Raw genomic sequence first — 25,229 nt, 5'->3', positions numbered from 1 at the left:
GGTCAATTTGGTCAATAGGAAGTCCGCCGCCGCACTGCAGCAAGAAATCGGAATTGCTAGTGTTCCTCGTACTGAATGAAGGACGGGTCGGCGAGGTCGGCAAAGCGCGTGAACTCCGCCTGGAAGGCAAGCTTTACTGTGCCGGTCGGTCCGTGACGCTGCTTGGCGATGATGACGTCCGCCGTGCCCTTCACCTTGTCGAACAGCGCTTCCCACTCCGCATATTTCGGATCGGCCGGATCGCGGGGTTCCATGTTCTTAACGTAATATTCCTCGCGGAACACGAAGAGCACGACGTCGGCGTCCTGCTCGATCGAGCCCGATTCACGCAGGTCGGAGAGCTGCGGGCGCTTGTCGTCGCGGCTTTCGACCTGACGCGAAAGCTGTGAGAGCGCGATGATCGGAACGTTCAGTTCCTTGCCGAGGGCTTTCAGGCCGGTGGTGATCTGGGTAATTTCCTGGACGCGGTTCTCGTTCGACTTGCCCGAGCCGGTCATCAGCTGCACGTAGTCGACGACCAGCACGTCGAGGCCGCGCTGGCGCTTAAGCCGCCGGGCGCGGGCGGCCAGCTGGGCGATGGAGATGCCGCCGGTCTGGTCGATGTAGAGCGGCACCTTCTGCATCATCATCGAGCAGGCGACGAGTTTTTCGAAGTCCGCGTCGTTGATGTCACCGCGGCGGATTTTCGAGGAGGAGACTTCCGTCTGTTCGGAGATGATGCGGGTGGCGAGCTGTTCCGACGACATTTCGAGCGAGTAGAACCCGACGACGCCACCGTTCTTCGCCTTCATGCTGCCGTCGGATTGGACTTCGCCCTCATAGGCGGCGGCGATATTGTAGGCGATATTGGTCGCAAGCGAGGTCTTGCCCATCCCCGGACGTCCGGCAAGGATAATCAAGTCGGAGCGCTGCAGTCCGCCCATCTTCGAATCGAGCGAATGGATGCCGGTCGAAATGCCCGAGAGGCCGCCGTCGCGTTCCTTGGCAACTGCCGCCATGTCGATCGCCAGCGCCACCGCGTCGTTGAAGGCCTGGAAGCCGCCGTCGTAGCGGCCGTTTTCGGCAAGCTCGAAGAGGCGACGCTCGGTATCTTCGATCTGCGTCTGCGGCGGCATGTCGAGCGGCGCGTCATAGGCGATGTTGACCATGTCCTCGCCGATGGTAATCAGCGCCCGCCGCAGCGCCAGATCGTAGATCGCGCGCCCGTAGTCCTCGGCGTTGATGATTGTCACGGCTTCGCGGGCAAGGCGCGCGAGATATTCGGAGACCGTCATGTCGCCGACCTTCTCGTCGGCCTTCAGGAAGGTCTTGATCGTCACTGGATTGGCGATCTTGCCCATACGGATAATGTCGCCCGCGACCTCGAAAATCTTTCGGTGGAGCGGTTCATAGAGATGAATCGGCTTCAGGAAGTCGGACACCCGGTAATAGGCGTCGTTGTTCATCAGGATGGCACCCAGAAGCGCCTGCTCGGCTTCGATGTTGTTAGGTGCTTCGCGGTAGTGCTGCTCTGCTGGAGCAACGGCGGCAATCTTTCGCGCGGCGTCGTTCATCTTGATCCGTTCTGTCTTTTCCGTACCCGGATTTGAAGGCTCGCCAAGGCAAATGCAAGTGCAGCTCCGCAACAGCCTTGGGCCTGTCGTGAAATCCGTAACGCTTTGCACATTGTTCGACTTCTCCACAGCGCTGATGGCCGCCAGGGAGAAAATATTGCCGATGTCACCTTGAGGACACGGCATAAGGACCGCGACTCATTCCAACTAAAATATTTTAGCCTGAATGCCTTGAGCGTGGCACTTGAAAAGACGTCTGAACTCAACTAGACAGAGGAAATATAATTAGTGCGCTAACTAAATAATGGGGAATCTATGGCGAATATGCTTCTCAGGCGGGAACTCATTGAGGACATCGCTGCGTTTACCCGAAAATTGCGAGCGACGTTCGATTCCCTCGTGCGTGAGAGAAACATGACACTGCCGCGCGCGCGAGTCTTTTTTACGCTCAACAAGAAGGACGGCATCAATCAGCGAGAACTGGCCGAACGGCTGGAACTCGAAACGCCGACGCTGGTCCGGATCCTCGACGCAATGGAGGCGCAGGGTTTCCTGGAACGCCGCGTCGCCGGTTCCGATCGCCGCGCCAAGGAGATCTACATCACGGATGCGGGAAGGGCCGTCGCCGGTGAGGTCGAGGATCTCGCCGCAGAGGTGCGCGCCCGGGTCGTCGCCGGCATTTCCGAAAATGACTTGAGGACGACGCTGAGCGTCATCCGCGCCATGCAGGCAAACCTCCTGGCGGTTCGGGGGCAATGAAAATCGCGGCCAACTGACAAACGCAAGAAGCCCGGCCTGGAGCCGGGCTTCTGCTTTGTGAAGTAAGCTTGCGAAGCTTATGCTTCGTCTTCGGCGTTGCCGTCGGCATCCGGATCGAAGAAGTCTTCCGCGCGAAGGGCGTCTTCATCAACGCCGTAGATTGCGTCGACGGAGGTGAGCGTCTCGCCCTTTGCCTGGCGCTCGGCTTCGTCGGCGGAGCGGGCAACGTTGAGATTGACGTGGATTTCGACTTCGGCGTGAAGCTGCAGTTCGACCTTGTGGATACCGATCGCCTTGATCGGCGTGTTCAGGTGAACCTGGTTGCGGCCGATGTTGAAGCCTTCGGCGGCCAGGATTTCAACGACGTCGCGGGCAGCAACCGAGCCGTAGAGCTGGCCTGTTTCGCCGGCAGAGCGAACGACGATGAAGGACTTGCCGTCGAGGACATCGGCGACCTTTTGGGCTTCCGACTTGCGCTCGAGGTTGCGGGCTTCGAGCGTTGCGCGTTCGGATTCGAAACGGGCCTTGTTGGCGGCGTTGGCGCGCAGTGCCTTGCCGAGCGGCAGGAGGTAGTTGCGTGCAAAGCCGTCGCGAACCTTGACGGTTTCGCCCATCTGGCCGAGCTTGGAGATGCGTTCGAGAAGAATGACTTCCATCTTCGTTTTCCTTTCGTGTCTCTAGATTTTCTTGTCTGTGGATTGAGGGGCATCGGCATTCTTGTTCGGGGTGAGGGCAATCGCTTTGCGCGTATCGGACAGACCGACGACAAGAATGAAAAAAGCTGGCAGCATCAGAACGAGCGATGCCAGGTAGCAGAGGACGAGCGCCGGCACGCGCCAGTCCTTGCCGCGCGTGCGGAAATGCAGCGCGGCGAAGCCGGAAAGCAGGAAGCCGGCGCCAAAGGTGCCGACGACAGTTGCTCCGATCATCGCCGGAACGCCGCCGAAGAAGGTGGCGGCAAGACCAGCGAGGAAGACAAAGATCGCGTTGCGGTTCATGCGCAGCGCCGACGGAATGTCCTCGCGCGGGCGAAGCGCGCGGCCGGACGCATTCACGATGCGTGCCGCGATATAGTAGGCCGCAAAAAGCATCAGCACCCACATCGCGCCCTGAATGGCGGGCAGCATCAGGAGCAGCAGCGACTTGGTCTGCGCGGTGGCCGTGTCATTGAAAGTGAAATCCGGCTGTTGCTGCGCAAAGGAACCGAAAAGTGCGTCTACCATCTGGCCGATAAGTTCCGGGCCATAGCCGATCATGTAGCCGGTCACGATGACGGCGAGCGTCACCAGGCCGCAGAGATGCAGCAGGATGTCGGAGAGCGGATACCAGGCCGTCAGGTGTTCCGGGCCGCCGAGCTCGGCGGCGGGGCGGGCAAGGTTTGCCAGGTGGCTGATCCAGCCGGCGGGAATCAGCGTCACCAGCGTCATCATCAGTGCGAAGGCCGGAGAGCCGGCGACAGCACCGAAGGCGGCAGCGGTGACGACGGCAGAGATTGCCGCGGCATTGCCCCAGCCGAGACCCACGAGAAGGATGGGCAGGGCGGAAGCGGCGTAGAGCAGGGCGCTGAACGACAACTGCACGCTCGCGCCGAGCGCCAGGAGCGCGGCGGTCATTCCGGCGAGCGCGCCGGTCAGCAGCCTCTTGAAGTTCATTTTGGTCACGTCGCTGTCCTGCTTCATCAAGCAGTTAGAGGATGTATCCTGAATCAAATTCAGAAAAACCCGCCTCAACATGGGTTTTCAGGGTTCCGATCCGCGCCCATCGCGGAAGGGATGCGACCCTCTGGTTTGGGACCAGAGGGTCGCGATAGCAAATTAAGCTACGACGTACGGCAGCAGGCCGAGGAAGCGGGCGCGCTTGATCGCCTGGGCGAGTTCGCGCTGCTTCTTTTGCGAAACGGCCGTGATGCGGGACGGAACGATCTTGCCGCGCTCGGAAATGTAACGCTGCAGAAGACGGACGTCCTTGTAGTCGATCCGCGGAGCATTCGCGCCCGAGAACGGGCAGGTCTTGCGGCGGCGGTGGAACGGGCGGCGGACCGGAGCGGAGGACGCTTCAGACATATCTCAAATCTCCTTATACGCGGTCTTCGCGCGGACGGCGCGGACGGTCTTCACGGTCGCCGAAGCCACCTTCACGCGGCGGGCGCGGGCCACGGTCGAAACCGCCTTCGCGCGGGCCACGGGCGCCGTCACGCGGGCCGCGGTCGTCGCGGTCGCGCTTCTGCATCATGGCAGACGGGCCTTCTTCGTGCTTTTCGACGGCGAGCGTCATGTAACGCAGAACATCTTCGCTGATGCGCATCTGGCGTTCCATTTCCTGGACGGCAGCTGCCGGTGCATCGATGTCCATCAGGGCGTAGTGAGCCTTGCGGTTCTTCTTGATGCGGTAGGTGAGGGACTTAAGACCCCAGTTTTCGATGCGCCCGACCTTGCCGCCGTTAGCCTCGATCACGCCCTTGTACTGTTCTACGAGGGCATCGACCTGCTGAGCGGAAATATCCTGCCGGGCAAGGAATACATGTTCATAAAGAGCCATGACAGCTTTGCCTTTCTTGCGTTGGTTCAACCCGATATTCGGCGGCTAAGCCTCAACGACTGCTCCTGATTGGGCCGAACCCAGGCAAGAAAAGCGTTTCCGAGACGGTCGAGAGCGGAGACACGGGAGGCTGGAACGCTTCCGTTCCGAACGATTTCCAAAGAAACCGGCCCTCCGTTCAGCCACCAGCCAGAAGACCGGGTTTGCGAACAGGGGCGCTTATACGGATTTTTCTGCGAAAGGCAAGCGTTCGGCTGCAATTAAGCAGGGCTATGTGCCGTTTACAGTCATCTTGAGGGTAAATTCTGCACATGCCAGAAAGTCCGACAGGCCAGCCGGGAACCCGCTTCGGCTTTGGACCCGCTCCGGCTTTCGATGAGCGCTGCATGCGACAGACGCCGACCTGGAAGCGATCATCACCGTAGCGCGGGAAACAGATGTTCCGGGCTTGGTTTATCCGAAGCCCGGAGCACTCGTCACAGCGGCATCGGATATTGCCGGTGGACCTTTTCGATCTCGGAGAGGACGTCGCTCGAGAGTTTAACCTCGACGGCGCTCAGGTCGATCTTCAGCTGCTCCATCGTCGTTGCGCCGATGATGACGGAGGTCATGAAGCGGCGGGTGAGGCAGAAGGCAAGCGCCATGGCTGCCGGATCAAGCCAGTGCTTCGCTGCAATCTCGACGCAGGCCCTGGTGGGCGCTTCCTGCAGCGGCTGCAACCGGCCGCCGAGATCGCCGTTGATCGTAGCGCGCGATCCTTCCGGCCTGGCGCCATCGAGATATTTTCCCGTGAGCAGGCCAGCAGCAAGCGGTGAATAGGCGAGCAGGCCCACATCCTCGTGATGCGACAGTTCCGCCATGTCCAGGTCGAAGTGGCGGCAAAGCAGGCTGTATTCGTTCTGGACGCTGGCGACGCGTGGAAGGCCCTTCTGCTCGGAGAGCGTCAGGTATTTCTGCGTGCCCCACGCAGTTTCATTGGACAGGCCGACGGCGCGCACCTTGCCTTCCTTCACGAGCATATCCATCGTCTCGAGGATATCGGTGATGTTGGCGACCGCCTTTGCCCGATCCTGCTTGAAGGGGTCGTAGTGCCAGTTCTGCCGGAAGTGGAAATGCCCACGGCTCGGCCAATGAATTTGGTAGAGATCGATGTAATCGGTCTGCAGCCGCTTGAGACTTGCTTCGACGGCATGCTTGATATTCTTGGCGTCGGCACCTTCGCCGCCCCGGATATAGGAGCGTCCGGGCCCCGCGACCTTTGTCGCCAGCACGATGTCGTTGCGCTTGCCGGTCGTTGCGAACCAGCTGCCGATATAGGCCTCGGTGCGCCCCTGCGTCTCCGCTGAAAGGGGAGTTGTAGGGTAAAGCTCGGCGGTATCGAAGAAGTTCACGCCGTTATCGACGGCGTAATCCATCTGCTCATGCGCTTCGGTTTCGGTGTTCTGCGTGCCCCACGTCATGGTGCCGAGGCAGATTTGCGAAACGGAAATATCGGTGCGGCCTAATCTGTTAAACTTCATTGGAACCTTGAAAACGGATGAGCGGGCGTAGCCGGGAGAGCGGCGCAAATTTAGGCGTGAATTGCGCAAGCGCAAGAAAAAAATCGCGGCTTTTCGCGCCTGCAAAAGGCTCTGAAGTCCCTGGCGGCGCTATTGACTCTGCCCGCAAGAACGTCAATTGGAGGCGAAATAGTCCAAATTGACATAATAAGGGACATTAGATGACCGTCGCTTTCACATTTCCCGGCCAGGGAAGCCAGGCCGTGGGCATGGGCAAGGAACTCGCGGAAAATTTTTCCGAGGCCCGTTCCGTCTTCGAAGAGGTTGACGATGCGCTCGGTGAAAAGCTTTCAACAATCATGTTCGAAGGCCCGGAAGATACACTGACGCTGACGGCCAATGCCCAGCCGGCGCTCATGGCAGTATCGCTTGCGGTCGTCCGTGTCCTTCAGGCGAAGGGTCTCGATCTCAAGTCGAAGGTGTCCTGTGTTGCCGGTCATTCGCTCGGCGAATATTCCGCACTCTGTGCCGTGGGCACCTTCTCACTCGCCGAAACCGCGCGTCTGCTGCGTATTCGCGGCAACGCCATGCAGGCTGCCGTTCCTGTCGGCGTTGGTGCCATGGCGGCGATCATCGGGTTGGAACATGCCGATGTCGTGGCCGTTTGCGAAGCTGCTTCGGCCGCTGGTGCCTGCCAGATCGCCAACGATAACGGCGGCGGCCAGATCGTCATCTCCGGCGAAAAGGCCGCGGTCGAAAAGGGTGCGGCACTGGCAACCGAGAAGGGCGCCAAGCGTGCGATCCTTCTGCCGGTTTCAGCTCCCTTCCACTCCTCACTGATGGCGCCGGCTGCCGAGGCGATGCGCGAAGCGCTCGCGGGCGTTTCGAAGTCCAACCCGGTCGTGCCACTGATTGCCAACGTTCGCGCCGCGCCAGTGACAGACGCCGATGAGATTGCCAGGCTCCTCGTCGAGCAGGTCACCGGTCAGGTCCGCTGGCGCGAAACGGTAGAATGGTTTGCCGCAAACAATGTCACGACGCTTTATGAACTCGGCTCCGGCAAGGTGCTGACCGGTCTTGCGCGCCGCATCGACAAGACGGTGAACGGCATTGCCGTCAATACGCCCGCCGATATCGACGCGGCCGTCGCCGCCCTCATGGCCTGATTGGTTTCACCAGATATAAGGAACGCATCCATGCTCGATCTTTCCGGCCGCAAGGCGCTCGTTACCGGTGCATCCGGCGGCATCGGCGAAGAAATCGCCCGCATTCTCCACAAACAGGGCGCCGTCGTCGGCCTTCACGGCACGCGCGTCGAAAAGCTTGAAGCGCTGGCAAACGAGCTTGGCGACCGCGTCAAGATATTCCCGGCGAACCTCTCCGACCGTGACGAGGTCAAGGCGCTCGGCGTCAGGGCCGAAGCCGAGCTCGAAGGCGTCGATATTCTGGTGAACAACGCAGGCATCACCAAGGACGGCCTCTTCGTCCGGATGAGCGACGAGGACTGGGATAACGTCATAGAGGTCAACCTGACCGCGATGTTCCGCCTGACGCGCGAACTGACGCATCCGATGATGCGCCGCCGCTACGGCCGCATTATCAACATCACCTCGGTGGTCGGTGTCACCGGCAACCCCGGTCAGGCGAACTACTGCGCCTCCAAGGCCGGCATGATCGGTTTCACCAAGTCGCTCGCCCAGGAGATCGCGACGCGCAACGTGACTGTCAATTGCGTCGCGCCGGGCTTCATCGAATCCGCCATGACCGGCAAGCTGAACGACAAGCAGAAGGAAGCGATCATGGGGGCCATCCCGATGAAGCGCATGGGCACGGGTGGCGAAGTGGCGTCCGCCGTTGCCTATCTCGCCTCCTCGGAAGCCGCCTATATGACGGGTCAGACGCTGCACGTAAACGGCGGCATGGCCATGATCTGAAACAGAAACTGGCCCTGTTTGCGTTTTTCGATGGAATAGCGTGTTGAGCAATGGAACAGGGTTGATTTTCAGGCTTTGCGGCAGACATAAACCGTGTTAAGCGGGCCATGACTGTCACAGTCGTTCCGGGAAACAAGGCGGACCGGCGGGCGTTTTGCCAGCGGGGAACATCTTAGAGAGCCGGGCTAACGAGTTTGCTGAAAGTGCCGAGAGGGCGCCGAAGGCTGAACCAGGGTAGGGATGCCGGAAGGCATTCTCATCAGGATATAAGGTCGAGGAAACCGACATGAGCGATATCGCAGAACGCGTAAAGAAAATTGTTATTGATCATCTTGGCGTCGATGCCGAGAAGGTTGTCGAGAGCGCCAGCTTTATCGACGATCTGGGCGCTGACTCGCTCGACACGGTCGAACTGGTCATGGCCTTCGAAGAAGAATTCGGCGTAGAAATTCCGGACGACGCAGCAGACTCGATCCTTACGGTCGGCGATGCAGTAAAGTTCATTGAAAAGGCCCAGGCTTAATCCTGTGTGATTTTCAAAGGGCGGGCCATGAGTCCGCCCTTTTTGTTTGTGCATTGCTTTAGTGAAAGAATAGGCGGGGAAGCTGTCCATGAGACGGGTCGTCATCACTGGTACCGGTATGGTATCACCCTTGGGATGCGGAACTGAAGTGACGTGGTCGCGGTTGCTCGCCGGCCGCAGCGGCGCCCGCCTTGTCTCCGAATTCGAGGTGGAGGATCTCCCAGCCAAGATTGCCTGCCGCATTCCGGTTGGTGATGGCACAGAGGGCACCTTCAACCAGGATGACTGGATGGAGCCGAAGGAACAGCGCAAGGTCGATCCCTTCATCATCTACGGCATGGCCGCTGCCGACATGGCGCTGGACGACGCCGGCTGGCATCCTGAGAACGACGAGGACCAGATCGCGACCGGCGTGCTGATCGGCTCAGGCATCGGCGGCATCGAGGGTATCGTCGAGGCGGGCTATACGCTCCGCGATAAGGGCCCGCGCCGTATCTCGCCCTTCTTCATTCCCGGCCGCCTGATCAACCTCGTATCCGGCCAGGTCTCGATCCGCCACAAGCTTAGGGGGCCGAACCACTCGGTCGTCACCGCCTGCTCGACTGGCGCGCACGCCATCGGCGATGCTGCCCGTATGATCGCGCTCGGCGATGCCGATGTCATGGTCGCGGGCGGTACGGAATCGCCGGTCAGCCGCATCTCGCTTGCGGGCTTCGCTGCCTGCAAGGCGCTGTCCACGCAGCACAACGACGATCCCGAGAAAGCATCGCGTCCCTACGATCGCGACCGCGACGGCTTCGTCATGGGCGAAGGTGCCGGTATCATCGTTCTCGAGGAGCTGCAACATGCCAAGGCGCGTGGCGCGAAGATCTACGCCGAAATCGTCGGCTACGGCCTCTCGGGCGACGCCTACCACATCACTGCGCCGGCGGAAGACGGTGACGGCGCGCAGCGCTGCATGGCCATGGCGCTGAAGCGCGCCGGACTGACGGCTGCAGATGTCGACTATATCAACGCGCACGGCACGTCGACGATGGCCGATACGATCGAGCTTGGCGCCGTCGAGCGTCTGGTCGGCAATGCGGCATCGAAGATTTCGATGTCTTCGACCAAGTCGGCGACCGGCCATCTGCTGGGCGCAGCCGGTGCCATCGAGGCGATCTTCGCGACGCTAGCGATCCGCGACAACGTCGCTCCGCCGACGCTCAATCTCGATAATCCCGAGCGCGAAACGGCGATCGATCTTGTTCCGCACAAGGCTCGTCAGCGAGAAATCAATGTTGCACTCTCGAATTCCTTCGGATTCGGCGGTACGAATGCATCGCTGGTGCTGCGCCGCTATACTGCCTGAAGGCGGTTATTGACACGACGGGAGGACGGGCCAGTAACCTTTCGGGAGGGTGGCCTACCTGTTTTTTGCCGTATTGCTTCTTAAAACAGCGGACAGGGCCAAGTTTAGAGGATTGCCGGTGAGCGATACGAATCAGAGCAACGACGCGGCGGGCCACAACGGCCATCCGGCGCAGAACGGGCCGATCATTCCGAAGTCGCCCAATGAAGCGCTGCGCCCGGAACGCGTTCCGGAGCCGCCGAAGCGCTCGAAGAAGGCGCGCAGCCAGGTCGTCATCTTCCTAAACTTCCTGATGACGATGGTCGTGCTTGCCTGCGCCGCCGGCATCTTCGCCTTCTATTACGCGATCTCCAGCTACCAGGAGCCTGGTCCGCTGGAGACGAACACCAATTTCATCGTGCGCAGCGGCGCGGGCCTTACGGAAATCGCCACCAATCTTGAGCGCAACAACATCGTCTCCGACGCTCGCATCTTCCGCTATCTCACGGCGACATACCTGAACGAGGGGGAGAGCCTGAAGGCCGGCGAATACGAGATCAAGGCGAAAGCTTCCATGAACGACATCATGGAACTGCTGAAGTCCGGGAAATCGATCCTCTATTCGATCTCCTTCCCGGAGGGCCTGACGGTGCGCCAGATGTTCAACCGCATGAACGGGGATACCGTCCTCGAAGGCGAGCTGCCGACGGCGCTACCGCCCGAAGGCAGCCTGCGCCCCGATACCTACAAGTTCTCCCGCGGCACGAAACGCTCCGAGATCATCGACCAGATGGCCGCAGAGCAGAAAAAGCTCGTCGACCAGATCTGGGAAAAACGCGATCCTTCGGTCTCGCTGAAATCCAAGGAAGAGTTCGTGGTGCTTGCTTCGATCGTCGAGAAGGAGACTGGCATTCCCGACGAGCGCGCGCATGTCGCATCCGTTTTCCTCAACCGGCTCGCCAAAGGCATGCGGCTTCAGTCCGATCCGACGATCATCTACGGCCTCTTCGGTGGTGACGGCAAACCTGCCGACCGGCCGATCTACCTGTCGGACCTGAAGAAGGAAACGCCTTACAACACTTACGTGATCAAGGGCCTGCCACCGACGCCGATCGCAAATCCCGGCCGTGATGCGCTGGAAGCGGCGGCCAATCCCTGGAAGACGGCGGACCTCTATTTCGTTGCCGACGGCACCGGCGGCCACGTTTTTGCGGCGACGCTCGAAGAGCACAATGCCAACGTCAAGCGCTGGCGCAAGCTCGAAGCTGACAAGGGCGCAGATCCGAATATCGTGGTTGACGGCCAGCCGGAGGCTCAGGCCGAGCCGGCGGCTCAGCAGAAGAAAAAGAAGACGAACTGATTTCGGAGGCTCGGATGGCTTTGCAGTCCATGACCGGTTTTGCGCGGCGCGAGGGAACGAGCGGCCGCTGGCGCTGGGCTTGGGAACTGCGGTCGGTCAACGGCAAGGGGCTCGACCTGCGCCTTCGCTTGCCGCCGGGCCTCGAGCGCATGGAAACAGACGTTCGCCGCATTACGGGCGAACAGTTCAGCCGCGGCAACATGCAGGCCAACCTCTCGGTTTCGGCAGCCGAAAACCGCTTCGAAACGGTTCTCAATCAGGACGCTCTGGCCAATGTGCTTGCAATGCGTGACCAGCTTGCAGGCGTCATCGATCCGGCGCCTCTGACCCTGGATACGCTGCTTTCCATCCGTGGGCTCGTCGAATTTCGCGAGACGGAGGACAGCGAAGAAGAAATCGCCGCCCGCGATGCGGACGTTACCAAGGGCCTGCTGGCTGCACTTGCCGACCTCAAGCTCATGCGGGAACAGGAGGGGGCTGCTTTGTCTCGCGTGCTGCTCAATCATGTCTCGACGATCGAGGACTTGACGCACACGATCGAACGCGACCCGTCGCGTACGCCGCAGGAGATTTCCGCGCGCATCAAGGCGCAGGTTGCCTTGCTGATGGACGGAGCCGGCGCGCTCGACCGCGACAGACTGCATGCTGAGGCGGCTCTGCTTGCGACGAAGGCGGATCTGCGCGAAGAAATCGACCGGCTGAAGGCGCATGTCTCGGCCGCACGGGATCTGTTGGGCCGCGGCGGCCCGGTCGGCCGCAAGCTCGATTTCCTTGCACAGGAATTTAACCGCGAATCGAATACCATCTGTTCGAAGTCGAATGCCTCGGCGGTCACTGCCGCCGGCATCGAACTGAAAGTCGTCATCGACCAGTTCCGCGAACAGGTCCAGAATCTGGAGTAGGACATGAAACCGGCGAAAGCTTCGCCCGTTCCGATCGCTCGCCGCGGTCTGATGCTCGTCATCTCGTCGCCCTCTGGTGCGGGAAAGTCGACGATTGCGCGGACGCTGCTTGCACAGGATAGCCAGATCGGCCTCTCCGTCAGCGTCACGACCCGCCAGCGGCGCCCCAGCGAGGTCGAGGGCATTCACTACCACTTCAAGAGCATCCGCGAATTCGAGCGACTGCGCGATTCCGATGCGCTGTTGGAATGGGCTGAAGTGCACGGCAATTTCTACGGCACGCCGCGCGAACCGGTGGAAGCAGCGATGGCCGAAGGGCGCGACATGCTTTTCGACATCGATTGGCAGGGCGCCCAGCAGCTGCAGGAGAAGATGTCGGCAGATGTCGTATCTATCTTCGTATTGCCGCCTACGATGACCGAGTTGCAGTCACGGCTCCACCGCCGTGCGGAAGATTCCGAAGAGGTCATCGCCCAGCGGCTTGCCAATTCGCGCGCCGAAATCGCCCATTGGCGGGAATATGACTATGTCATCGTCAACGACGATCTCGATACTGCCTTCGACGCTGTGCAGTCGATCGTGAAGGCCGAGCGCCTGCGCCGCGACCGGCGGCACGGCATCTACGATTTCGTCACCAAACTGCTGGAAGAGAAGCCGGTTCTTTAAAGTGAATTAGCAAGCAGGCAGAATTCCTCGACGGAAAGCGTTTCAGCGCGGCGCTGCGAGTCTATACCTACCTTGTTGAGCAGACTCTCGCCGCCGAGCGGCTTGAGGCTCTGGCGAAGCATCTTGCGCCGCTGACCGAAGGCCGCATGCGTTACTTTTTCAAGATTGGCGACGACGCAGGGGATCGGGTTTGCCTTCGGCGTCAGATGCACCACCGTCGACGTCACCTTCGGAGGCGGCGTAAAGGCCTGCGGCGATACGTCGAAAGCCATGCGGGCATCGGTGCGCCAGCCGCACAGTACGCCGAGGCGGCCATAGTGGTCGTCATCCTGTTCGGCGACGATGCGCTCGCCGACTTCTTTTTGGAACATCAGCGTCAAGGATTCCCAAAACGGCGGCCACTCTTTTGGCAGCAGCCAATTCACCAGCAATTGCGTGCCGACATTGTACGGAAGATTGGCGATGATCTTGACCGGTCCCTCAGGCGCCAGCGCCTCGAAATCGGTCTTCAGCGCATCGCCGCCCATGACCTCGAGCCTGCCCGGATAATGAGCGGATATTTCCGCCAATGCTGGCAGGCAGCGCGGATCACGCTCGACGGCAATCACCTTCTTCGCACCCAGCGCCAGGATGGCGCGCGTCAGCCCGCCGGGTCCAGGGCCTACTTCGAAGACGGTGCAGCCTTCCAGCGATCCTGCCGTGCGGGCTACCTTCTGCGTCAGGTTGAGGTCGAGAAGGAAGTTTTGCCCGAGCGCCTTGCGCGCATCGAGGCCGTGACGCTGAATCACGTCGCGAAGCGGCGGCAGACCATCGAGCGCGGCCATCAGCGGTGTTCCGCGGGACGGCTAAGATGGGCTGCAAGCTTGAGGGCGGCAATCAGGCTCTTTTCGCGCGCGATGCCCTTGCCGGCAATGCCAAAGGCTGTGCCATGATCCGGCGAGGTCCGCACGAAAGGCAGGCCGAGCGTCACGTTGACGGAATCGTCGAAGCCGAGCGCCTTGACCGGGATCAAGGCCTGATCGTGATACATGCAGACCGCGACATCATACCGGGCGCGAGCCTCGTCATGGAACATGGTATCGGCAGGCAGGGGGCCAATCGCGTCGATGCCCTCGGAGCGCACAAGCTGTATGGCGGGATGAATGATGTCTTCGTCCTCGCGTCCCATCGTTCCGCTCTCGCCGGCATGCGGATTAAGACCGGCGACAGCAAGGCGCGGCCTTTCGATGCCGAAGCGGTGCCTGAGATCGGAATGCGCGATACGGCAGGTCTCTGCGATCAATTCACCGCTCAAAGCCTGCGGCACGTCCTTGATCGGAATGTGAATGGTGACCGGTATCGCCCTCAGCCTTGGTCCTGAAAGCATCATCACTGGCCTGACAGGATTGCCGGTCGCGCGGCTCGCGAGATCGGCAAGGAACTCGGTGTGGCCCGGAAACTGGAAGCCGGCCTCGTAAAGAACGGCTTTAGCGATGGGATTGGTGACGACACCGGCTGCCTCGCCCTTGACGACCAGCGATACGGCCGTTTCGATCGCGGCGATCGTACCCGTTGCAGTCGCGACATGCGGCTCGCCGGCAGCCACCTCGACGCCGGCAGGAACGGGCAGGACGGGGAGAGCATCGACAAAGACATCCGCGGCCGTTGCGGCGTTCGCTTCGGCTATCGCGACGGAAAGATCGAGCTGCCGTGCTCTTACCGCCAGCACGTCAGGATCGCCGATCAGAAAGAAGGGCGGCAGGCCGAGCTCACGCCGCCTCAGCCAGGCCATCAGGGTTATGTCCGGGCCGATACCGGCCGGATCGCCTTGCGTCAGCGCAAGCGGGCGCGAAAACGGGGTAGCCACGGCGGTCAGCGATAGATGATCTGCGCCTTCTTGCGCAGCTCGTCCAGATATTTGGTAGCGTTTTCATTTTCCGGCGCGCTCTTGCCAGCCTTGGCCTTGTTGAGATCCTCCTGGCGGAACACGATCTCAGCAGCCGTGTCGTCGGATACGTCGCGCTGGCTGCAGATTGCAAGATATTCCACGCCCTTTTCAGTCACGCGGGTCGCTGTGGTATTGCCTTTGGCCTGCTCGATCAACGGCTTCCATTCGGCCGGAAGTTCCGGAGCCAGCACCCGGCCGAGTTCGCGGACCGAAACGTCACGCATCGTTGCTGCAAAAACCTTTGCCTGTTCGCAGCCCGGATACTTCGAACGGGAGGCCTCTGCCTCGCTCTTGCGTTTGCCCGTAATGCCTTTTTTCGATTGCGGCACCACGAAGATGATCTGCTGAAGCATATATTCGGTCGTGACCGGCTTCTGCTTATTGTTTTCCATCATGCGGGTGACAAGGTCGCTGCTCGACATGCGGGCGCTCGACCCGTAGCGCGCATTGACGACGCGCGGCCAGCTCATTTGCACGGCAATATACTGCTTGAAATGATCGGCACCGACCCCGGCCTGAGTGAGAATTTGCGTAAGCTGCTCGGTCGAGAGCTTGTTTCCGGACGCAAAACGCCCAAAGGACGCATCGACTTCATCCTTGGAGACTGACATGCGCACACGCGAGATTTCCTGACGTTTCAAGGTCTCCTCAACGAGCGATTCTTCCGCCGTCTTCGCATCGGCCTTTTGGTGCTGGAGACGTAGAAATGCCTGGCGCCTTGCGACATCGCCCGTGGTCAGTGCCACCCCGTTGACGACGGCCTTGACTTCGCTGGCTGCAAATGCGGAACCGCCTTGTGGCTGAACAAGCGCGGCGAGCATGCAGAACGCAGCGCCGGCAAACAGAGTCGTGACAGTCTTTCTCGCGCCAATCATGTGTCGATCCTTCCCATAGACGCTGCGGCAGCAAGTGCGCGTGAACACAGCTTTACCGAGGTCGGAACCGCCCCCAGGCGACATTCCTATGCCTCATAACCCGATTGACGGCAATGTCCTGCACAGTGTTGCGGCGAAAGAAAGGCTCTCTTTCTTTCGCCGTCCAATATCGAAATCAATTATTGTAGATATTCTTTTCGATATCGTCAGAATATCCGACGTTGACATCGCCGAGCGTGCGGAACGTAAGTCTGGCGCCAATGCTCCAGTCGCTTGCCGACTCGTCGCTTGTATCGCGTTTTGAAGTATAGGCGATCGTGAAGATCGTGCACTCGTCTTCATAGGACAGCCCGAGCGTCTTCCTGCTGATGACATCGTTGTTGAGATCCCAAGCAATGCCGCCGAAGACGGACCAGTAGTCCCTGAACTTTACCGTTGCCTTGGTCTGGATTTCATCACCGCCTTCGGCGGACCCGTAATCCGGCTGAGGCGAAATATGGGTGTAAAGAAGCTGGCTCTGGAATGTATCGGTCTGGAATCCGGCCGTCAGATCGCCGCGGCGAAAAGAGAGATCCTTCTCGTCCAGGCGGTACGAGGCGGCGAGGGAAAGGCCCTGCGGCGTCTCGATGCCGCCCAGCCCGACATAGTCGGAACGGTCGGTCTCAAGACCCGAATTCGCTCCCGCATTGACGAGATCGTCCGTGGCGAACGAGTTCTGGCCGGCAAGATGATAGGACTGGCCGAAAATGCCGTGAAGTTTGTAGCCGTTGTCGAAGGTGCCGGTGTACTGGAAGCCGATATTGGCACGCGTGCCGCCCTCGATGCGATCGTAACCCGAGTACTTGTCGCGCTCGAAGAGCGAGGTCGCGTCGAAGACGAAGCTCTGCGCGTCCTCGTTGGGCAGGGCGCCCGCCAGAGACTCATCGGGACGGGCGTAGATTTGGGCAATCGGCTCGAAGACATGCGTGCTGTTTGCCGTCGTCATCAAAATCGGATAGCGCGCTTCCAGGCCGGCGGTGATCATCCCGCGCGTTGCGCCATCACCATTTTCGAAGTCGCCGTCGTATACCGACGTCCCGCTGATGGAGTTGGGATCGTCCACATTTAGCGCCAGTGCATCGCCGCGCGCGGCGAGGAGAGGCGTGATGAGTACCCCCTGCGGCGTCACGAAAGTTCGCTTCCACTCGAGTTCCCCGGTCAGACGCGATGTCTGCCCCTTCAGTGAGAAGCGATCATCACCTACCGGATTGTCGAAGAAACTGTCATGCGTGCGCGAAATATTCGTGAAGTTGACGTCGAGTGACAGTTCGCCGCCGGCCAGCGGCTGCGGAGCCACGGCATGATAGTCTATCACGGGATAGACGATCGCCTGCTGCTTTTCTTCCTCGCTATCCGGATCGGAGTCCTGAACGTCGAAGTAGAACGATCTGATGTCGAAGTAATTCCGCTTCCCGAGGCCGGTCAAGTAGACTTGGTTGACATGCGTTGTCTCGTTGAACCCTCTGAGTTCGTAGGTACGCGAGAAGTTATTATCGCTCTGCACCATGACATCCCAGCCGAATGCCCAGCGGGGATTGATCTTGAACTCTGCCTTGGATCCGATCATTCCGCGGTCATCGGCCTCTTGGTCGCTTGTTCCCGCGGTGAAGCTCTCCGGTTGCATCTGGTTAATGCCCGCTACGCGCAGGGTATGCGTGCCGTTCTCGAAACGCTGCCGGAATTCCGCGTCGAGCAGGAAGCCCTGATTCGTGTAGCCGGTGCCGCTGACCGTCAGGTCCATGCTTGGCGAGAAGACATAGTAATAGGGAACGGTAACGCCGAAGCCGAGGTTCTCCGATGTACTGAAACTCGGAAACAGGAAGCCGGACTTCCGCTTGACCGTCTGGTCCGGGACCTCGATCCAGGGGAGGAAGGCGATCGGATGGCCGAGCAACTCGAAGCGTGCCTTCTCCAGCCGGATCGTATGTTTTTCACCGTTCTGAATGACGCGCTCGGCCTTGACTTGCCAGAAAGGCGGTCGTTCCGGCCGTTCGGCGCAGGGAAGGCATGCGGTGTAGACGCCCTTGTTGAGGATCATCAGGTTGTCGTTGACGCGCTCGCCGCTTTCGGCCGCGATGCGTGTGTTGTCCGTGGTCTCGATACGCAACGCATTGACGAAGCCTTCGGCGAAGTCGTCGGTCACATCGAGCTTGTCGGAATACATGCGGTTGCCGTCGGGGCTGATCAGCTCGATATTGCCGACCGCCATCATGCGGCCCGTCTTCTGGTTGTATTCCACGCGCTGGGCCACCATTCTGTAGCCCGCATAGTTGATCTGGACGCCCCCGACTGCGGAGACGATCTGCTGGTCCCGGTTGTAGACGAGCTCGTTGGCCGAAAGCATCATTTTCGAGTCAGGATCGATCTTCGGCTGCAGCTTCTGCAACGTCGAATTCTCCTGCGCGAACACAGCAGGAATGCTTCCAGAATAGCCAAGCAGAGTCGCCCCTGCGAGCAGGGCAACCAACTGTTTACTAAAAGTCTTGCGGTCGCCTGCCGCCACTAGCCGTCCTCCTGATGAAGCAGAATCGTTGCGCCCAAAGCCAGCGCGACGACGACCGGAATCCACGCCGCCACGAAAGGCGGTACGACTCCGCTGCTTCCAAATGCTTTCACAAGCACGTTGACGACATAAAGCACGAAGCCTGAAAGGATTCCACCCAGAATCACCGACCTCGACTGGTTGAACCGGCTAAATTTTAAAGACACTGTTGCAGCAATGAGAGTCATCGCGACAAGCAGCAGCGGTTGAGACAGCAATGAGTGAAATTGCGTCTCCAGCGCCTTCGTCGGAACACCGAAGGATTTGGCAATCGCTATTCGATTGGAAAGATCAAAAAAAGCAATGGTTTCAGGAGATGTCAGGCGCTCCTGGACGAAGTCTTGTTTCAAATTGGTGCGAAGCTGGACCGTATCCTTGCGGACCGCGATTTCGCCCGGCCGACGCTCGGTAACGTTCTTAAGGAGCCAGTAACCATCTTCCAATTTTGCGGAAGCTGCATCCTGGCGAAGAATCACGCGGCCGTCCGAATCGAAGTGGATCAAAACCGCATCGATCAGCAGTGTTCCGTTCTCCTGAATCGTACGAGCGCCGATAATGACGTCGTCCTTTCCGCTGATCTGGCGCAGCCAGGGAACCTGCGGTTTGCTGCTTGTGGCCTTCTCCTGGCCGCGCCAGTCGGTCTCCACGAGTGCCGCCTGACGCTGGCCCCAGGCCGCGAGCGGATTGATGACCGCCATCGTCAGGATGCCGAGCAGGAAGGCACCGGCGATGAAGGGCGACATGAACTGCCATACCGAGATGCCGGCTGCGCGCGCCACCACGAGTTCATACTTGCGATTCAACCCGATCAGCACCGTCATTCCGACGAAGAGCGCAATGAATGGAACGGTCTGTTGGATGATGAGCGGCAGTCGGACGGCCGTCATCAAAAGGCCACCGGCAACGGTGTAGCCCGGAAGCCCGGACATTCGGCCTGCCGTCTCGCTGAAATCGATTAGAAAGACAATCGAGATGATTCCAAGAAAGAACCAGATCGTTATCGCAAGATAGCGGCGGAAGAAGTAGCGTCCCAACGTGCCGAAGATCATGCGCTGCCTCCGGGCGTCTTTCCGATTGCAGAAGGCAGTCGCCGCTCGATTCCGTGCCAGATGCCGGCGGCACGTTCGCCCACGGCGGCCGGAATCGAAAGGCGCTTGTGCATATTGAGGAAGCAGATCGCCGCGACGCCGGCCACGACCGGAATCGCATAGAGCACGCCGATGTAAAACGGATTGGTGTCGATCTGGTTCGCGGCGTAGAACGACGCCCAGCGCAGTGCAAAGGAAAAGGTCAAAGCCGTGACCATCGGGTGCAGGCGCGCCTCGCGATGTGAACGCGCGTCACCGGCGATCGCCAGCGAGATCAGCGCCAGAACGAAAGGCAGAACCCAGTCCGTCAGCCGTCTGTGAAGTTCGGCGCGATATGATTGCGGCCTCGCTATGTAATCCTTGTCGGCCGGATCCGGATTGAGCAGGAAGCCCAGGTCGCGGTCGCTGGCGCGGAGCGTTGCCTGTCCGCGGTTCTGCGTCAGATCGGAGAGATCGAAAGAATAGGAGTCGAATTTGATGATCGAGACGTTGCCGTCGCGGGCTTTGCGCTGAACCTCGCCGTCGCGCATGATGAGCGATGTTCCCGTATCGTCGACCGCACCCTCGCGTGCATAATAGATCATGTCGAAGGCAGGATCGCGCTCGTCGACGACGAACAGGCCCCTCAGCACGCGGCCGGCCAGGCGCTCCGAAATCTGCACATAGAGACCCTCATCGATCCTGCGGAAGTTCTTTTCTTCGATGACGGTGGACAGCAGATCGGCATAGGCCGCCGCAATCATCTGGCGCGCACCGGTCTTTGCCTTCGGCTCGACGACATTGTCGACGAAAAAGGAGAACGCGCTGATGACAGCGGCAAGCAGCAGAATCGGCCGGATGATGATGTTTCGCTTGGCACCGGCCGCATCGATAACGGTCAGCTCCGAATCGTTGTTCATCGTTGTCAGCGTCTGCGTGACGCCGATCACAAGGGCGAAGGGCAAGACGACAGGAATGATCGACGGCAGGATCAGCGTCGCAAGCTTGGCGAACGAGCCGATCGACTGACCGCTATCAGTGACCAGGTTGATGCGCTGCAGGACCTGGGTCGTCCATATGATCGCGAGCACCGGCAGCAGCGCTACGAGAAACATCTGGCCGACGCGCCGCAATATGTAGACTTCAAGTAGTTTCATGCCTGCCCTTGAACGCACCTGCGAAGCGGAAGCATCGCAGCAGGAACCATCTAAGCTCTTTGCTGCGCTTTTGCGACAAGCAGGTGTCAAAATTTCATTCAAAATTCAGAATTTTTTGGCCGGTGTGATGATTCGGTAAACGCATAGACGCCAGCAAAAACGACAATGGCCAATAGCCAGCCGAGTACGATATCGGAAAGGTAGTGCGCGCCGAAGGAAAGCCGCATCAGCGGCGTGAGGAAAGAGATCGCCAGAATCGGCAGGAATAGTCCGGTTCGTGCCGGCTGCGGTATCAGCATGACGAGACAGAGCAGCCAGCCGGCGCTTGCCGCCTCGCCGGAGACAAACGAGCAGTTCGAAATGCATTTTCCGGCAAGCGATCCCGCCTGCACGAAATCGAGAGTACCGCCGAAATTGAGGGTCTCGATCGGCCGCGGCCGGCCCCAATGCTCCTTGAGGATGACGTTCGCGATGAGGCCGGGTCCGAGCAGCAGCGATGTCAGAGCGATCTTGAGATTTCGGGCCCGAAGCGCGTTGAACGTTGCACCGTAATGCCAGTAGCACGCGATCAGCATGGCGAGTTGAACGGCCGCCACAACATACGGCAGCCTAAAGAAGATCGTTCTGAGCGTGTCCAGAAAGGCTGTCTGACGGGAGGGGAAGCGTCCGCAAATCTGTGCCGCTGCGTCCGAGGCCTTGCAAGTATCGACGAGAAAGAAATGCCACGACGCTACGATGTCGACCTGCGGAAAGGTATGGAATATCAGAAGCAGCGCCCACCACAGGCAGAAGAGGCCGATGAATGTACCTCCCGCGCTGGGCGGAAAGCGAACTTGGGAGCCGGATAATTTGTCTGCAAGACTAGCGGTCACGTCAGGGCATTCTTCTCGTGGTTTTCGGCGCCATTTCAAGGACAGCTGCTTTTTGACTCGGTATCGCGGATTTGTCCATGGCTTCCCGATCACGCCTTGTTTTCGGCGCTGAAACCCGAAATTATCGCCGCCAGTTGGATTCTGCAGAATCCGAATGGAGAAAACATGGCAGCCAAATTCGATATCTCATTTTCAAAGTCGGCCAAGATCAGCGGCGGACTGACCATTCTGTTGAAGGCAAGCGACGCCGATGTGGCTGCGGGAGCTGAGATCGCCGATCCGGCCGGTGTCATCGCAAGGGCCGCGAAAATTGCGAAATTCTCGGCAAAACCGGTGAGTACGCTTGATCTTGTCGCCCCCGAAGGCTCGCCGGCCGAACGCGTCATCGTGGTTGGTCTCGGCAAGGCCGACGAACTGACGGCGCATGACTGGTTGAAGGCTGGCGGTACGGCTGCCTCGAAGATCAAGGGAGCCTTGAAGGCGACGGTCTTCATCGACGCGCCAGGCGTTGGCGTCGATGCCAGGGCCGGGGCCGATTTCGCGCTCGGCATGCTGTTGCGGGGTTACAGCTTCGACACCTACAAGACGAAGAAGACCGATGACGAGGACAAGGCGAGCGGCAGGGCCAAGATTACGATCATTACCGCCGATGCGGCTGGCGCAAGGAAGGCCTTTGCCGATGCCGAAACTGTCGCCGATGGCGTCAACCTGGCGCGTGATCTCGTGAACGAACCGCCGAACATACTTGGCCCCGTCGAGTTCGCCGCGAAGGCAAAGGAGTTGGAAAAGCTCGGTGTGGAGGTCGAAATCCTGACGGAACGCGAGATGAAGCGCCTCGGCATGGGGGCGCTGCTTGGCGTCGCCCAGGGTTCCGTCCGTCCGCCGCGCCTTGCCATCATGCAGTGGAAGGGCGGAAAGCCCAAGGAGCGTCCCGTCGCCTTCATCGGCAAGGGCGTCGTCTTCGATACAGGCGGCATCTCGATCAAGCCGGCAGCGGGCATGGAAGATATGAAGGGCGATATGGGCGGTGCAGCGGCCGTTACCGGCCTCATGCATGTGCTTGCGGCGCGCAAGGCGGCCGTCAACGCGGTCGGCATCATCGGCCTTGTCGAAAACATGCCGGACGGCAACGCCCAACGCCCGGGGGATATCGTCACCTCGATGTCCGGCCAGACGATCGAGGTTATCAACACCGATGCCGAGGGCCGTCTCGTGCTCTGCGACGCGCTTTGGTACTGCAACGACCGCTTCAAGCCGCAGTTCATGGTCAACCTTGCGACGCTGACAGGCGCTGTCGTCGTGGCGCTCGGCAGCGTCTATGCCGGCTTGTTCTCGAACGACGACGCGCTTGCCGGCCAGTTGACGGAGGCCGGCTTCTCCACAAGCGAGAAGGTCTGGCGAATGCCGCTCGGCAAGGAATACGATAAGATGATCGACAGCAAGTTCGCCGACATGAAAAACACCGGCGGCCGCTATGCAGGTTCGATCACGGCGGCGCATTTCCTCAAGCGCTTCGTGCAGGACACCCGCTGGGCGCATCTCGATATCGCAGGCACCGCGATGGGTTCGCCGCTGGATGAGATCAATCAGTCCTGGGGCTCCGGATTCGGCGTCCGCCTGCTGGATCGCCTGGTGCGCGACCACTACGAAGCCTGATCGCGCAAATGACGGAAGTCCTGTTCTATCATCTGACCGAATCCAAGCTGGAGGACGCGCTGCCGCCGCTCGTCGACAAGAGCGTCGGGCGCGGCTGGCGTGTCGCGATCCAGGTGAAGGAAACGGCTCGAAGGGACGCGCTCGACGCGCATCTGTGGACTTTCCGCGAAGACAGCTTTTTGCCGCACGGTACGGACGAAGCTGAATTCGCCGCAGACCAGCCCGTCCTGTTGACCGCATCGGCCGGAAACGCCAACGCTGCGACCGTGCGTTTCGTCGTCGACGGCGCCGAACCGCCGTCGGTCGACACGTATGAGCGCATCGTCTTCATGTTCGACGGATACGACCAGGACCAGCTCGAAGCCGCGCGGGCCCAGTGGAAGAGGCTGAAGGGTGAGGGGCACAGCCTCACCTATTGGCAGCAGACGCCGGAGGGACGCTGGGAGAAGAAGGCCTGACCGCCAAGGTCAGGCAAGACCGCCGTCCGTCACGACCTTGTCGATGAAAGCCTTTTTCGACGCGGTATAAGCGGCGCGATTTTGGGCATATTTCCGCGCAAGATCGATCTTCAGTTCTTCATAGGCTTGGACGAGAGTGGGATCGCTCAAAAGCCTATCGCGGAAAAGAATGTTTCGCTTCCAATTGTGACCCTGATATTCGACGATATGGGCGAGATGCGTGCGCGTCTCGCCCTTGATGCCGCGGCCGAAGATGTAGTCGTCGGGCACGATATCGGCTCCAGCATAGTCGTAGCCGATCTGTTCCATCGGGCCGATACAGGTCGCCCCGTCTTCGAAACGTCTGACGCCGATCAGAATGTCGATGATTGGTTTTGCTTTGATCGCCGGGATGGCGGTGCTACCGAAATGCTGGATGTCGAGCGCCAGAGATCCGAGCGCGCCTCGGATTCTGGTCTCTTCCAGCGCATAGGCTTCCCGCCATCTCGCGTCGGGAGTGGCGAGCGTGACGGTCAGATGCCGCACGCCCAACCCAAAAGATTCGTCTTGCTCCTGCGGCATGGTATTTGACGTCCTTGGCGAAGGTCGATCTTGCCCCTCTAACATTTCAACCGTAGCACTGGCAGCCGGCCGACGATCCGTCGGTCAATCGTGGAATGCTTCCACGAACTTCCGCTTGCCGAGCATGAAAGCGTCGGCAACGTGACGTAGCGGTGCTAGGTCGACATCCGACTTGCCTGCCGTGATGATCTCTGCGAAGCGCCGGTAGAGCGCCGGATATTCCTCTTCCGGAGCGGAGAATTTCAGTTCGCCGTTGACAGAAAGCTTCGATCCGCCTTCCACAAGCTCCATCTTGCCGGCTGCCGTCTCGGCAATGATGTCCCAACTCTGTTTGCCGGTTTGGCGCCAGTCGAATTCGCCGTGAACCGGAACATCGTCGGCATTCTTGAAATGCATGTCGGCCGCAATCGGCGCGTCGCGGTTTTCCGGAAACTCCAGCGTGGCGCTCGTCAGGAAGATCGCCTTGGGCAAAATATGGGTGACGATTGACAGCGCGTTGATACCCGGATCGAAAACGCCAAGCCCGCCCGCCTGCCAGATCCAGTCTTGATTCGGATGCCAGTGGCGTACGTCTTCCTTCCAAATGACGTGGACGCTTTCGATCTTCGTCGAGGCGAGGAAGGCCTTCGCGGCCTCGACCGCAGCCGCATAGCGCGAATGCCAGCTTGCAAAGAGCGAGACGCCTTTTTCGGCGGCCAGCGCTTCGAGGTCGGCGACCTCGCTCAGGGTCGCACCCGGCGGTTTTTCGAGGAAGACGTGCTTGCCGGCAGAAAGCGCCTTATGGGCTGCCTCGTAGCGATATTGCGGCGGCATGCAAAGCGACACGGCGTCGATCTCAGGCACGGCGTCGAGCATGGCCTCGATGCTTGTGAAGCTCTGGATACCGTCGACGGTGCCGTGGCGGCTTGCCGTCGCAATAAGCTTGAAATCCGGATTCTTTGCGATCGAGGGGAGGTGCTGGTCGCGGACGATCTTGCCGACGCCGACGATGGCGAGGTTGATGGGTGACAT

The 25,229-nt window shown here is 60.0% G+C and carries 25 protein-coding genes; 10 read left to right on the top strand and 15 right to left on the bottom strand.

The features are described from left to right. Positions 1-56 precede the first annotated feature (56 nt). Positions 57-1,553, bottom strand: a complete 1,497-nt coding sequence (locus BLP23_RS01075; protein ID WP_074060728.1) for a replicative DNA helicase — start codon at positions 1,551-1,553, stop codon at positions 57-59. Positions 1,554-1,868: 315 nt separating this feature from the next. On the opposite strand from BLP23_RS01075, the gene BLP23_RS01070 reads away from it, so the two are divergent. Further along, a complete protein-coding gene (locus BLP23_RS01070) occupies positions 1,869-2,312 on the top strand; it encodes a MarR family winged helix-turn-helix transcriptional regulator (RefSeq protein ID WP_092583173.1) in 444 nt (147 codons plus the stop codon). Between the two features lie 77 nt (positions 2,313-2,389). Here the strand turns inward: BLP23_RS01070 and rplI are convergent, their stop codons facing one another. The 5 genes from rplI to BLP23_RS01045 form a co-directional block, all read right to left on the bottom strand. Next, complete coding sequence (rplI, locus tag BLP23_RS01065; RefSeq protein WP_022714685.1) at positions 2,390-2,968, bottom strand: 50S ribosomal protein L9; 579 nt, start codon at positions 2,966-2,968, stop codon at positions 2,390-2,392. A gap of 21 nt (positions 2,969-2,989) precedes the next feature. Next, positions 2,990-3,973 (bottom strand): DUF2232 domain-containing protein, encoded by a 984-nt coding sequence (locus BLP23_RS01060; protein ID WP_092584211.1) that lies wholly within the window; start codon positions 3,971-3,973, stop codon positions 2,990-2,992. A 153-nt stretch (positions 3,974-4,126) separates the two neighbouring features. Then, positions 4,127-4,375 (bottom strand): 30S ribosomal protein S18, encoded by a 249-nt coding sequence (rpsR, locus tag BLP23_RS01055; RefSeq protein ID WP_004680498.1) that lies wholly within the window; start codon positions 4,373-4,375, stop codon positions 4,127-4,129. A gap of 13 nt (positions 4,376-4,388) precedes the next feature. Then, positions 4,389-4,850 (bottom strand): 30S ribosomal protein S6, encoded by a 462-nt coding sequence (gene rpsF / locus BLP23_RS01050; protein ID WP_022714687.1) that lies wholly within the window; start codon positions 4,848-4,850, stop codon positions 4,389-4,391. A gap of 476 nt (positions 4,851-5,326) precedes the next feature. Next, complete coding sequence (locus BLP23_RS01045; protein WP_092584210.1) at positions 5,327-6,370, bottom strand: aldo/keto reductase; 1,044 nt, start codon at positions 6,368-6,370, stop codon at positions 5,327-5,329. A 200-nt stretch (positions 6,371-6,570) separates the two neighbouring features. On the opposite strand from BLP23_RS01045, the gene fabD reads away from it, so the two are divergent. The 7 genes from fabD to gmk all read left to right on the top strand — a co-directional run bounded on the left by fabD (position 6,571) and on the right by gmk (position 13,064). Next, positions 6,571-7,515, top strand: coding sequence for an ACP S-malonyltransferase (fabD, locus tag BLP23_RS01040; protein WP_092583172.1), 945 nt, complete (start codon positions 6,571-6,573; stop codon positions 7,513-7,515). 30 nt (positions 7,516-7,545) lie between these two features. Then, the gene (fabG, locus tag BLP23_RS01035) at positions 7,546-8,283 is read left to right on the top strand and encodes a 3-oxoacyl-[acyl-carrier-protein] reductase (protein ID WP_092583171.1); all 738 of its coding nucleotides are present in this window, start codon (positions 7,546-7,548) and stop codon (positions 8,281-8,283) included. A 286-nt stretch (positions 8,284-8,569) separates the two neighbouring features. After that, positions 8,570-8,806, top strand: coding sequence for an acyl carrier protein (locus BLP23_RS01030; protein WP_022714691.1), 237 nt, complete (start codon positions 8,570-8,572; stop codon positions 8,804-8,806). Between the two features lie 88 nt (positions 8,807-8,894). Continuing rightward, positions 8,895-10,157 (top strand): beta-ketoacyl-ACP synthase II, encoded by a 1,263-nt coding sequence (gene fabF / locus BLP23_RS01025; protein WP_092583170.1) that lies wholly within the window; start codon positions 8,895-8,897, stop codon positions 10,155-10,157. A 118-nt stretch (positions 10,158-10,275) separates the two neighbouring features. Beyond that, entirely contained in the window at positions 10,276-11,496 is a 1,221-nt protein-coding gene (gene mltG, locus BLP23_RS01020) for an endolytic transglycosylase MltG (RefSeq protein ID WP_092584209.1), read from the top strand. A 14-nt stretch (positions 11,497-11,510) separates the two neighbouring features. Further along, positions 11,511-12,398: a YicC/YloC family endoribonuclease gene (locus tag BLP23_RS01015; RefSeq protein WP_092583169.1), complete on the top strand. Its 888-nt coding sequence runs from the start codon at positions 11,511-11,513 to the stop codon at positions 12,396-12,398. Positions 12,399-12,401: 3 nt separating this feature from the next. Next, positions 12,402-13,064, top strand: coding sequence for a guanylate kinase (gene gmk, locus BLP23_RS01010; protein WP_092583168.1), 663 nt, complete (start codon positions 12,402-12,404; stop codon positions 13,062-13,064). Here gmk and rsmA read toward each other — a convergent pair. From rsmA to BLP23_RS00975, 7 genes are all read right to left on the bottom strand, one after another. Continuing rightward, complete coding sequence (gene rsmA, locus BLP23_RS01005; RefSeq protein ID WP_092583167.1) at positions 13,061-13,888, bottom strand: 16S rRNA (adenine(1518)-N(6)/adenine(1519)-N(6))-dimethyltransferase RsmA; 828 nt, start codon at positions 13,886-13,888, stop codon at positions 13,061-13,063. The two genes, gmk and rsmA, sit on opposite strands and share 4 nt — an antisense overlap. Then, positions 13,888-14,910 (bottom strand): 4-hydroxythreonine-4-phosphate dehydrogenase PdxA, encoded by a 1,023-nt coding sequence (gene pdxA / locus BLP23_RS01000; RefSeq protein WP_092583166.1) that lies wholly within the window; start codon positions 14,908-14,910, stop codon positions 13,888-13,890. The genes rsmA and pdxA overlap by 1 nt, the downstream gene beginning before the upstream one ends. 5 nt (positions 14,911-14,915) lie before the next feature. Continuing rightward, positions 14,916-15,866 (bottom strand): SurA N-terminal domain-containing protein, encoded by a 951-nt coding sequence (locus tag BLP23_RS00995; RefSeq protein WP_092583165.1) that lies wholly within the window; start codon positions 15,864-15,866, stop codon positions 14,916-14,918. A 175-nt stretch (positions 15,867-16,041) separates the two neighbouring features. Continuing rightward, positions 16,042-18,408 (bottom strand): LPS-assembly protein LptD, encoded by a 2,367-nt coding sequence (locus BLP23_RS00990; protein ID WP_092583164.1) that lies wholly within the window; start codon positions 18,406-18,408, stop codon positions 16,042-16,044. Next, a complete protein-coding gene (gene lptG / locus BLP23_RS00985) occupies positions 18,408-19,496 on the bottom strand; it encodes an LPS export ABC transporter permease LptG (RefSeq protein ID WP_092583163.1) in 1,089 nt (362 codons plus the stop codon). The genes BLP23_RS00990 and lptG overlap by 1 nt, the downstream gene beginning before the upstream one ends. Continuing rightward, positions 19,493-20,671, bottom strand: coding sequence for an LptF/LptG family permease (locus BLP23_RS00980; protein WP_092583162.1), 1,179 nt, complete (start codon positions 20,669-20,671; stop codon positions 19,493-19,495). Before BLP23_RS00980 ends, lptG begins: the two co-directional genes overlap by 4 nt. 98 nt (positions 20,672-20,769) lie before the next feature. Further along, positions 20,770-21,543: a phosphatase PAP2 family protein gene (locus BLP23_RS00975; RefSeq protein WP_233426608.1), complete on the bottom strand. Its 774-nt coding sequence runs from the start codon at positions 21,541-21,543 to the stop codon at positions 20,770-20,772. Positions 21,544-21,708: 165 nt separating this feature from the next. Between BLP23_RS00975 and BLP23_RS00970 the strand changes: the two genes are divergently transcribed. Both BLP23_RS00970 and BLP23_RS00965 read left to right on the top strand, forming a co-directional pair. Further along, positions 21,709-23,199 (top strand): leucyl aminopeptidase, encoded by a 1,491-nt coding sequence (locus tag BLP23_RS00970; RefSeq protein WP_092583161.1) that lies wholly within the window; start codon positions 21,709-21,711, stop codon positions 23,197-23,199. 8 nt (positions 23,200-23,207) lie between these two features. Then, a complete protein-coding gene (locus BLP23_RS00965; protein WP_092583160.1) occupies positions 23,208-23,657 on the top strand; it encodes a DNA polymerase III subunit chi in 450 nt (149 codons plus the stop codon). Positions 23,658-23,666: 9 nt separating this feature from the next. Here the strand turns inward: BLP23_RS00965 and BLP23_RS00960 are convergent, their stop codons facing one another. Both BLP23_RS00960 and BLP23_RS00955 read right to left on the bottom strand, forming a co-directional pair. Beyond that, a complete protein-coding gene (locus BLP23_RS00960) occupies positions 23,667-24,218 on the bottom strand; it encodes a GrpB family protein (protein WP_092583159.1) in 552 nt (183 codons plus the stop codon). Between the two features lie 84 nt (positions 24,219-24,302). After that, positions 24,303-25,229 carry a Gfo/Idh/MocA family protein gene (locus tag BLP23_RS00955; RefSeq protein WP_092583158.1) on the bottom strand — a complete coding sequence of 309 codons (927 nt, stop codon included), beginning with the start codon at positions 25,227-25,229 and terminating at the stop codon, positions 24,303-24,305.

The sequence above is a fragment of the Rhizobium mongolense subsp. loessense genome, assembly GCF_900099775.1.
In the GTDB taxonomy this organism is placed as follows: Bacteria; Pseudomonadota; Alphaproteobacteria; order Rhizobiales; family Rhizobiaceae; genus Rhizobium; species Rhizobium loessense.
The sequence above is the reverse complement of the archived record's forward strand: the minus strand, read 5'-3'. Positions and strand labels throughout refer to the sequence as shown.

Excerpts from the sequence above, each read along its gene's own strand:
- BLP23_RS01075 (WP_074060728.1), bottom strand. The coding sequence starts at position 1,553 with ATGAACGACGCCGCGCGAAAGATTGCCGCCGTTGCTCCAGCAGAGCAG.
- BLP23_RS01070 (WP_092583173.1), top strand. The coding sequence starts at position 1,869 with ATGGCGAATATGCTTCTCAGGCGGGAACTCATTGAGGACATCGCTGCG.
- rplI (WP_022714685.1), bottom strand. The coding sequence starts at position 2,968 with ATGGAAGTCATTCTTCTCGAACGCATCTCCAAGCTCGGCCAGATGGGC.
- rpsR (WP_004680498.1), bottom strand. The coding sequence starts at position 4,375 with ATGTCTGAAGCGTCCTCCGCTCCGGTCCGCCGCCCGTTCCACCGCCGC.
- rpsF (WP_022714687.1), bottom strand. The coding sequence starts at position 4,850 with ATGGCTCTTTATGAACATGTATTCCTTGCCCGGCAGGATATTTCCGCT.
- BLP23_RS01045 (WP_092584210.1), bottom strand. The coding sequence starts at position 6,370 with ATGAAGTTTAACAGATTAGGCCGCACCGATATTTCCGTTTCGCAAATC.
- fabD (WP_092583172.1), top strand. The coding sequence starts at position 6,571 with ATGACCGTCGCTTTCACATTTCCCGGCCAGGGAAGCCAGGCCGTGGGC.
- fabG (WP_092583171.1), top strand. The coding sequence starts at position 7,546 with ATGCTCGATCTTTCCGGCCGCAAGGCGCTCGTTACCGGTGCATCCGGC.
- BLP23_RS01030 (WP_022714691.1), top strand. The coding sequence starts at position 8,570 with ATGAGCGATATCGCAGAACGCGTAAAGAAAATTGTTATTGATCATCTT.
- fabF (WP_092583170.1), top strand. The coding sequence starts at position 8,895 with ATGAGACGGGTCGTCATCACTGGTACCGGTATGGTATCACCCTTGGGA.
- BLP23_RS01015 (WP_092583169.1), top strand. The coding sequence starts at position 11,511 with ATGGCTTTGCAGTCCATGACCGGTTTTGCGCGGCGCGAGGGAACGAGC.
- gmk (WP_092583168.1), top strand. The coding sequence starts at position 12,402 with ATGAAACCGGCGAAAGCTTCGCCCGTTCCGATCGCTCGCCGCGGTCTG.
- rsmA (WP_092583167.1), bottom strand. The coding sequence starts at position 13,888 with ATGGCCGCGCTCGATGGTCTGCCGCCGCTTCGCGACGTGATTCAGCGT.
- BLP23_RS00995 (WP_092583165.1), bottom strand. The coding sequence starts at position 15,866 with ATGATTGGCGCGAGAAAGACTGTCACGACTCTGTTTGCCGGCGCTGCG.
- lptG (WP_092583163.1), bottom strand. The coding sequence starts at position 19,496 with ATGATCTTCGGCACGTTGGGACGCTACTTCTTCCGCCGCTATCTTGCG.
- BLP23_RS00980 (WP_092583162.1), bottom strand. The coding sequence starts at position 20,671 with ATGAAACTACTTGAAGTCTACATATTGCGGCGCGTCGGCCAGATGTTT.
- BLP23_RS00970 (WP_092583161.1), top strand. The coding sequence starts at position 21,709 with ATGGCAGCCAAATTCGATATCTCATTTTCAAAGTCGGCCAAGATCAGC.
- BLP23_RS00965 (WP_092583160.1), top strand. The coding sequence starts at position 23,208 with ATGACGGAAGTCCTGTTCTATCATCTGACCGAATCCAAGCTGGAGGAC.
- BLP23_RS00960 (WP_092583159.1), bottom strand. The coding sequence starts at position 24,218 with ATGCCGCAGGAGCAAGACGAATCTTTTGGGTTGGGCGTGCGGCATCTG.
- BLP23_RS00955 (WP_092583158.1), bottom strand. The coding sequence starts at position 25,229 with ATGTCACCCATCAACCTCGCCATCGTCGGCGTCGGCAAGATCGTCCGC.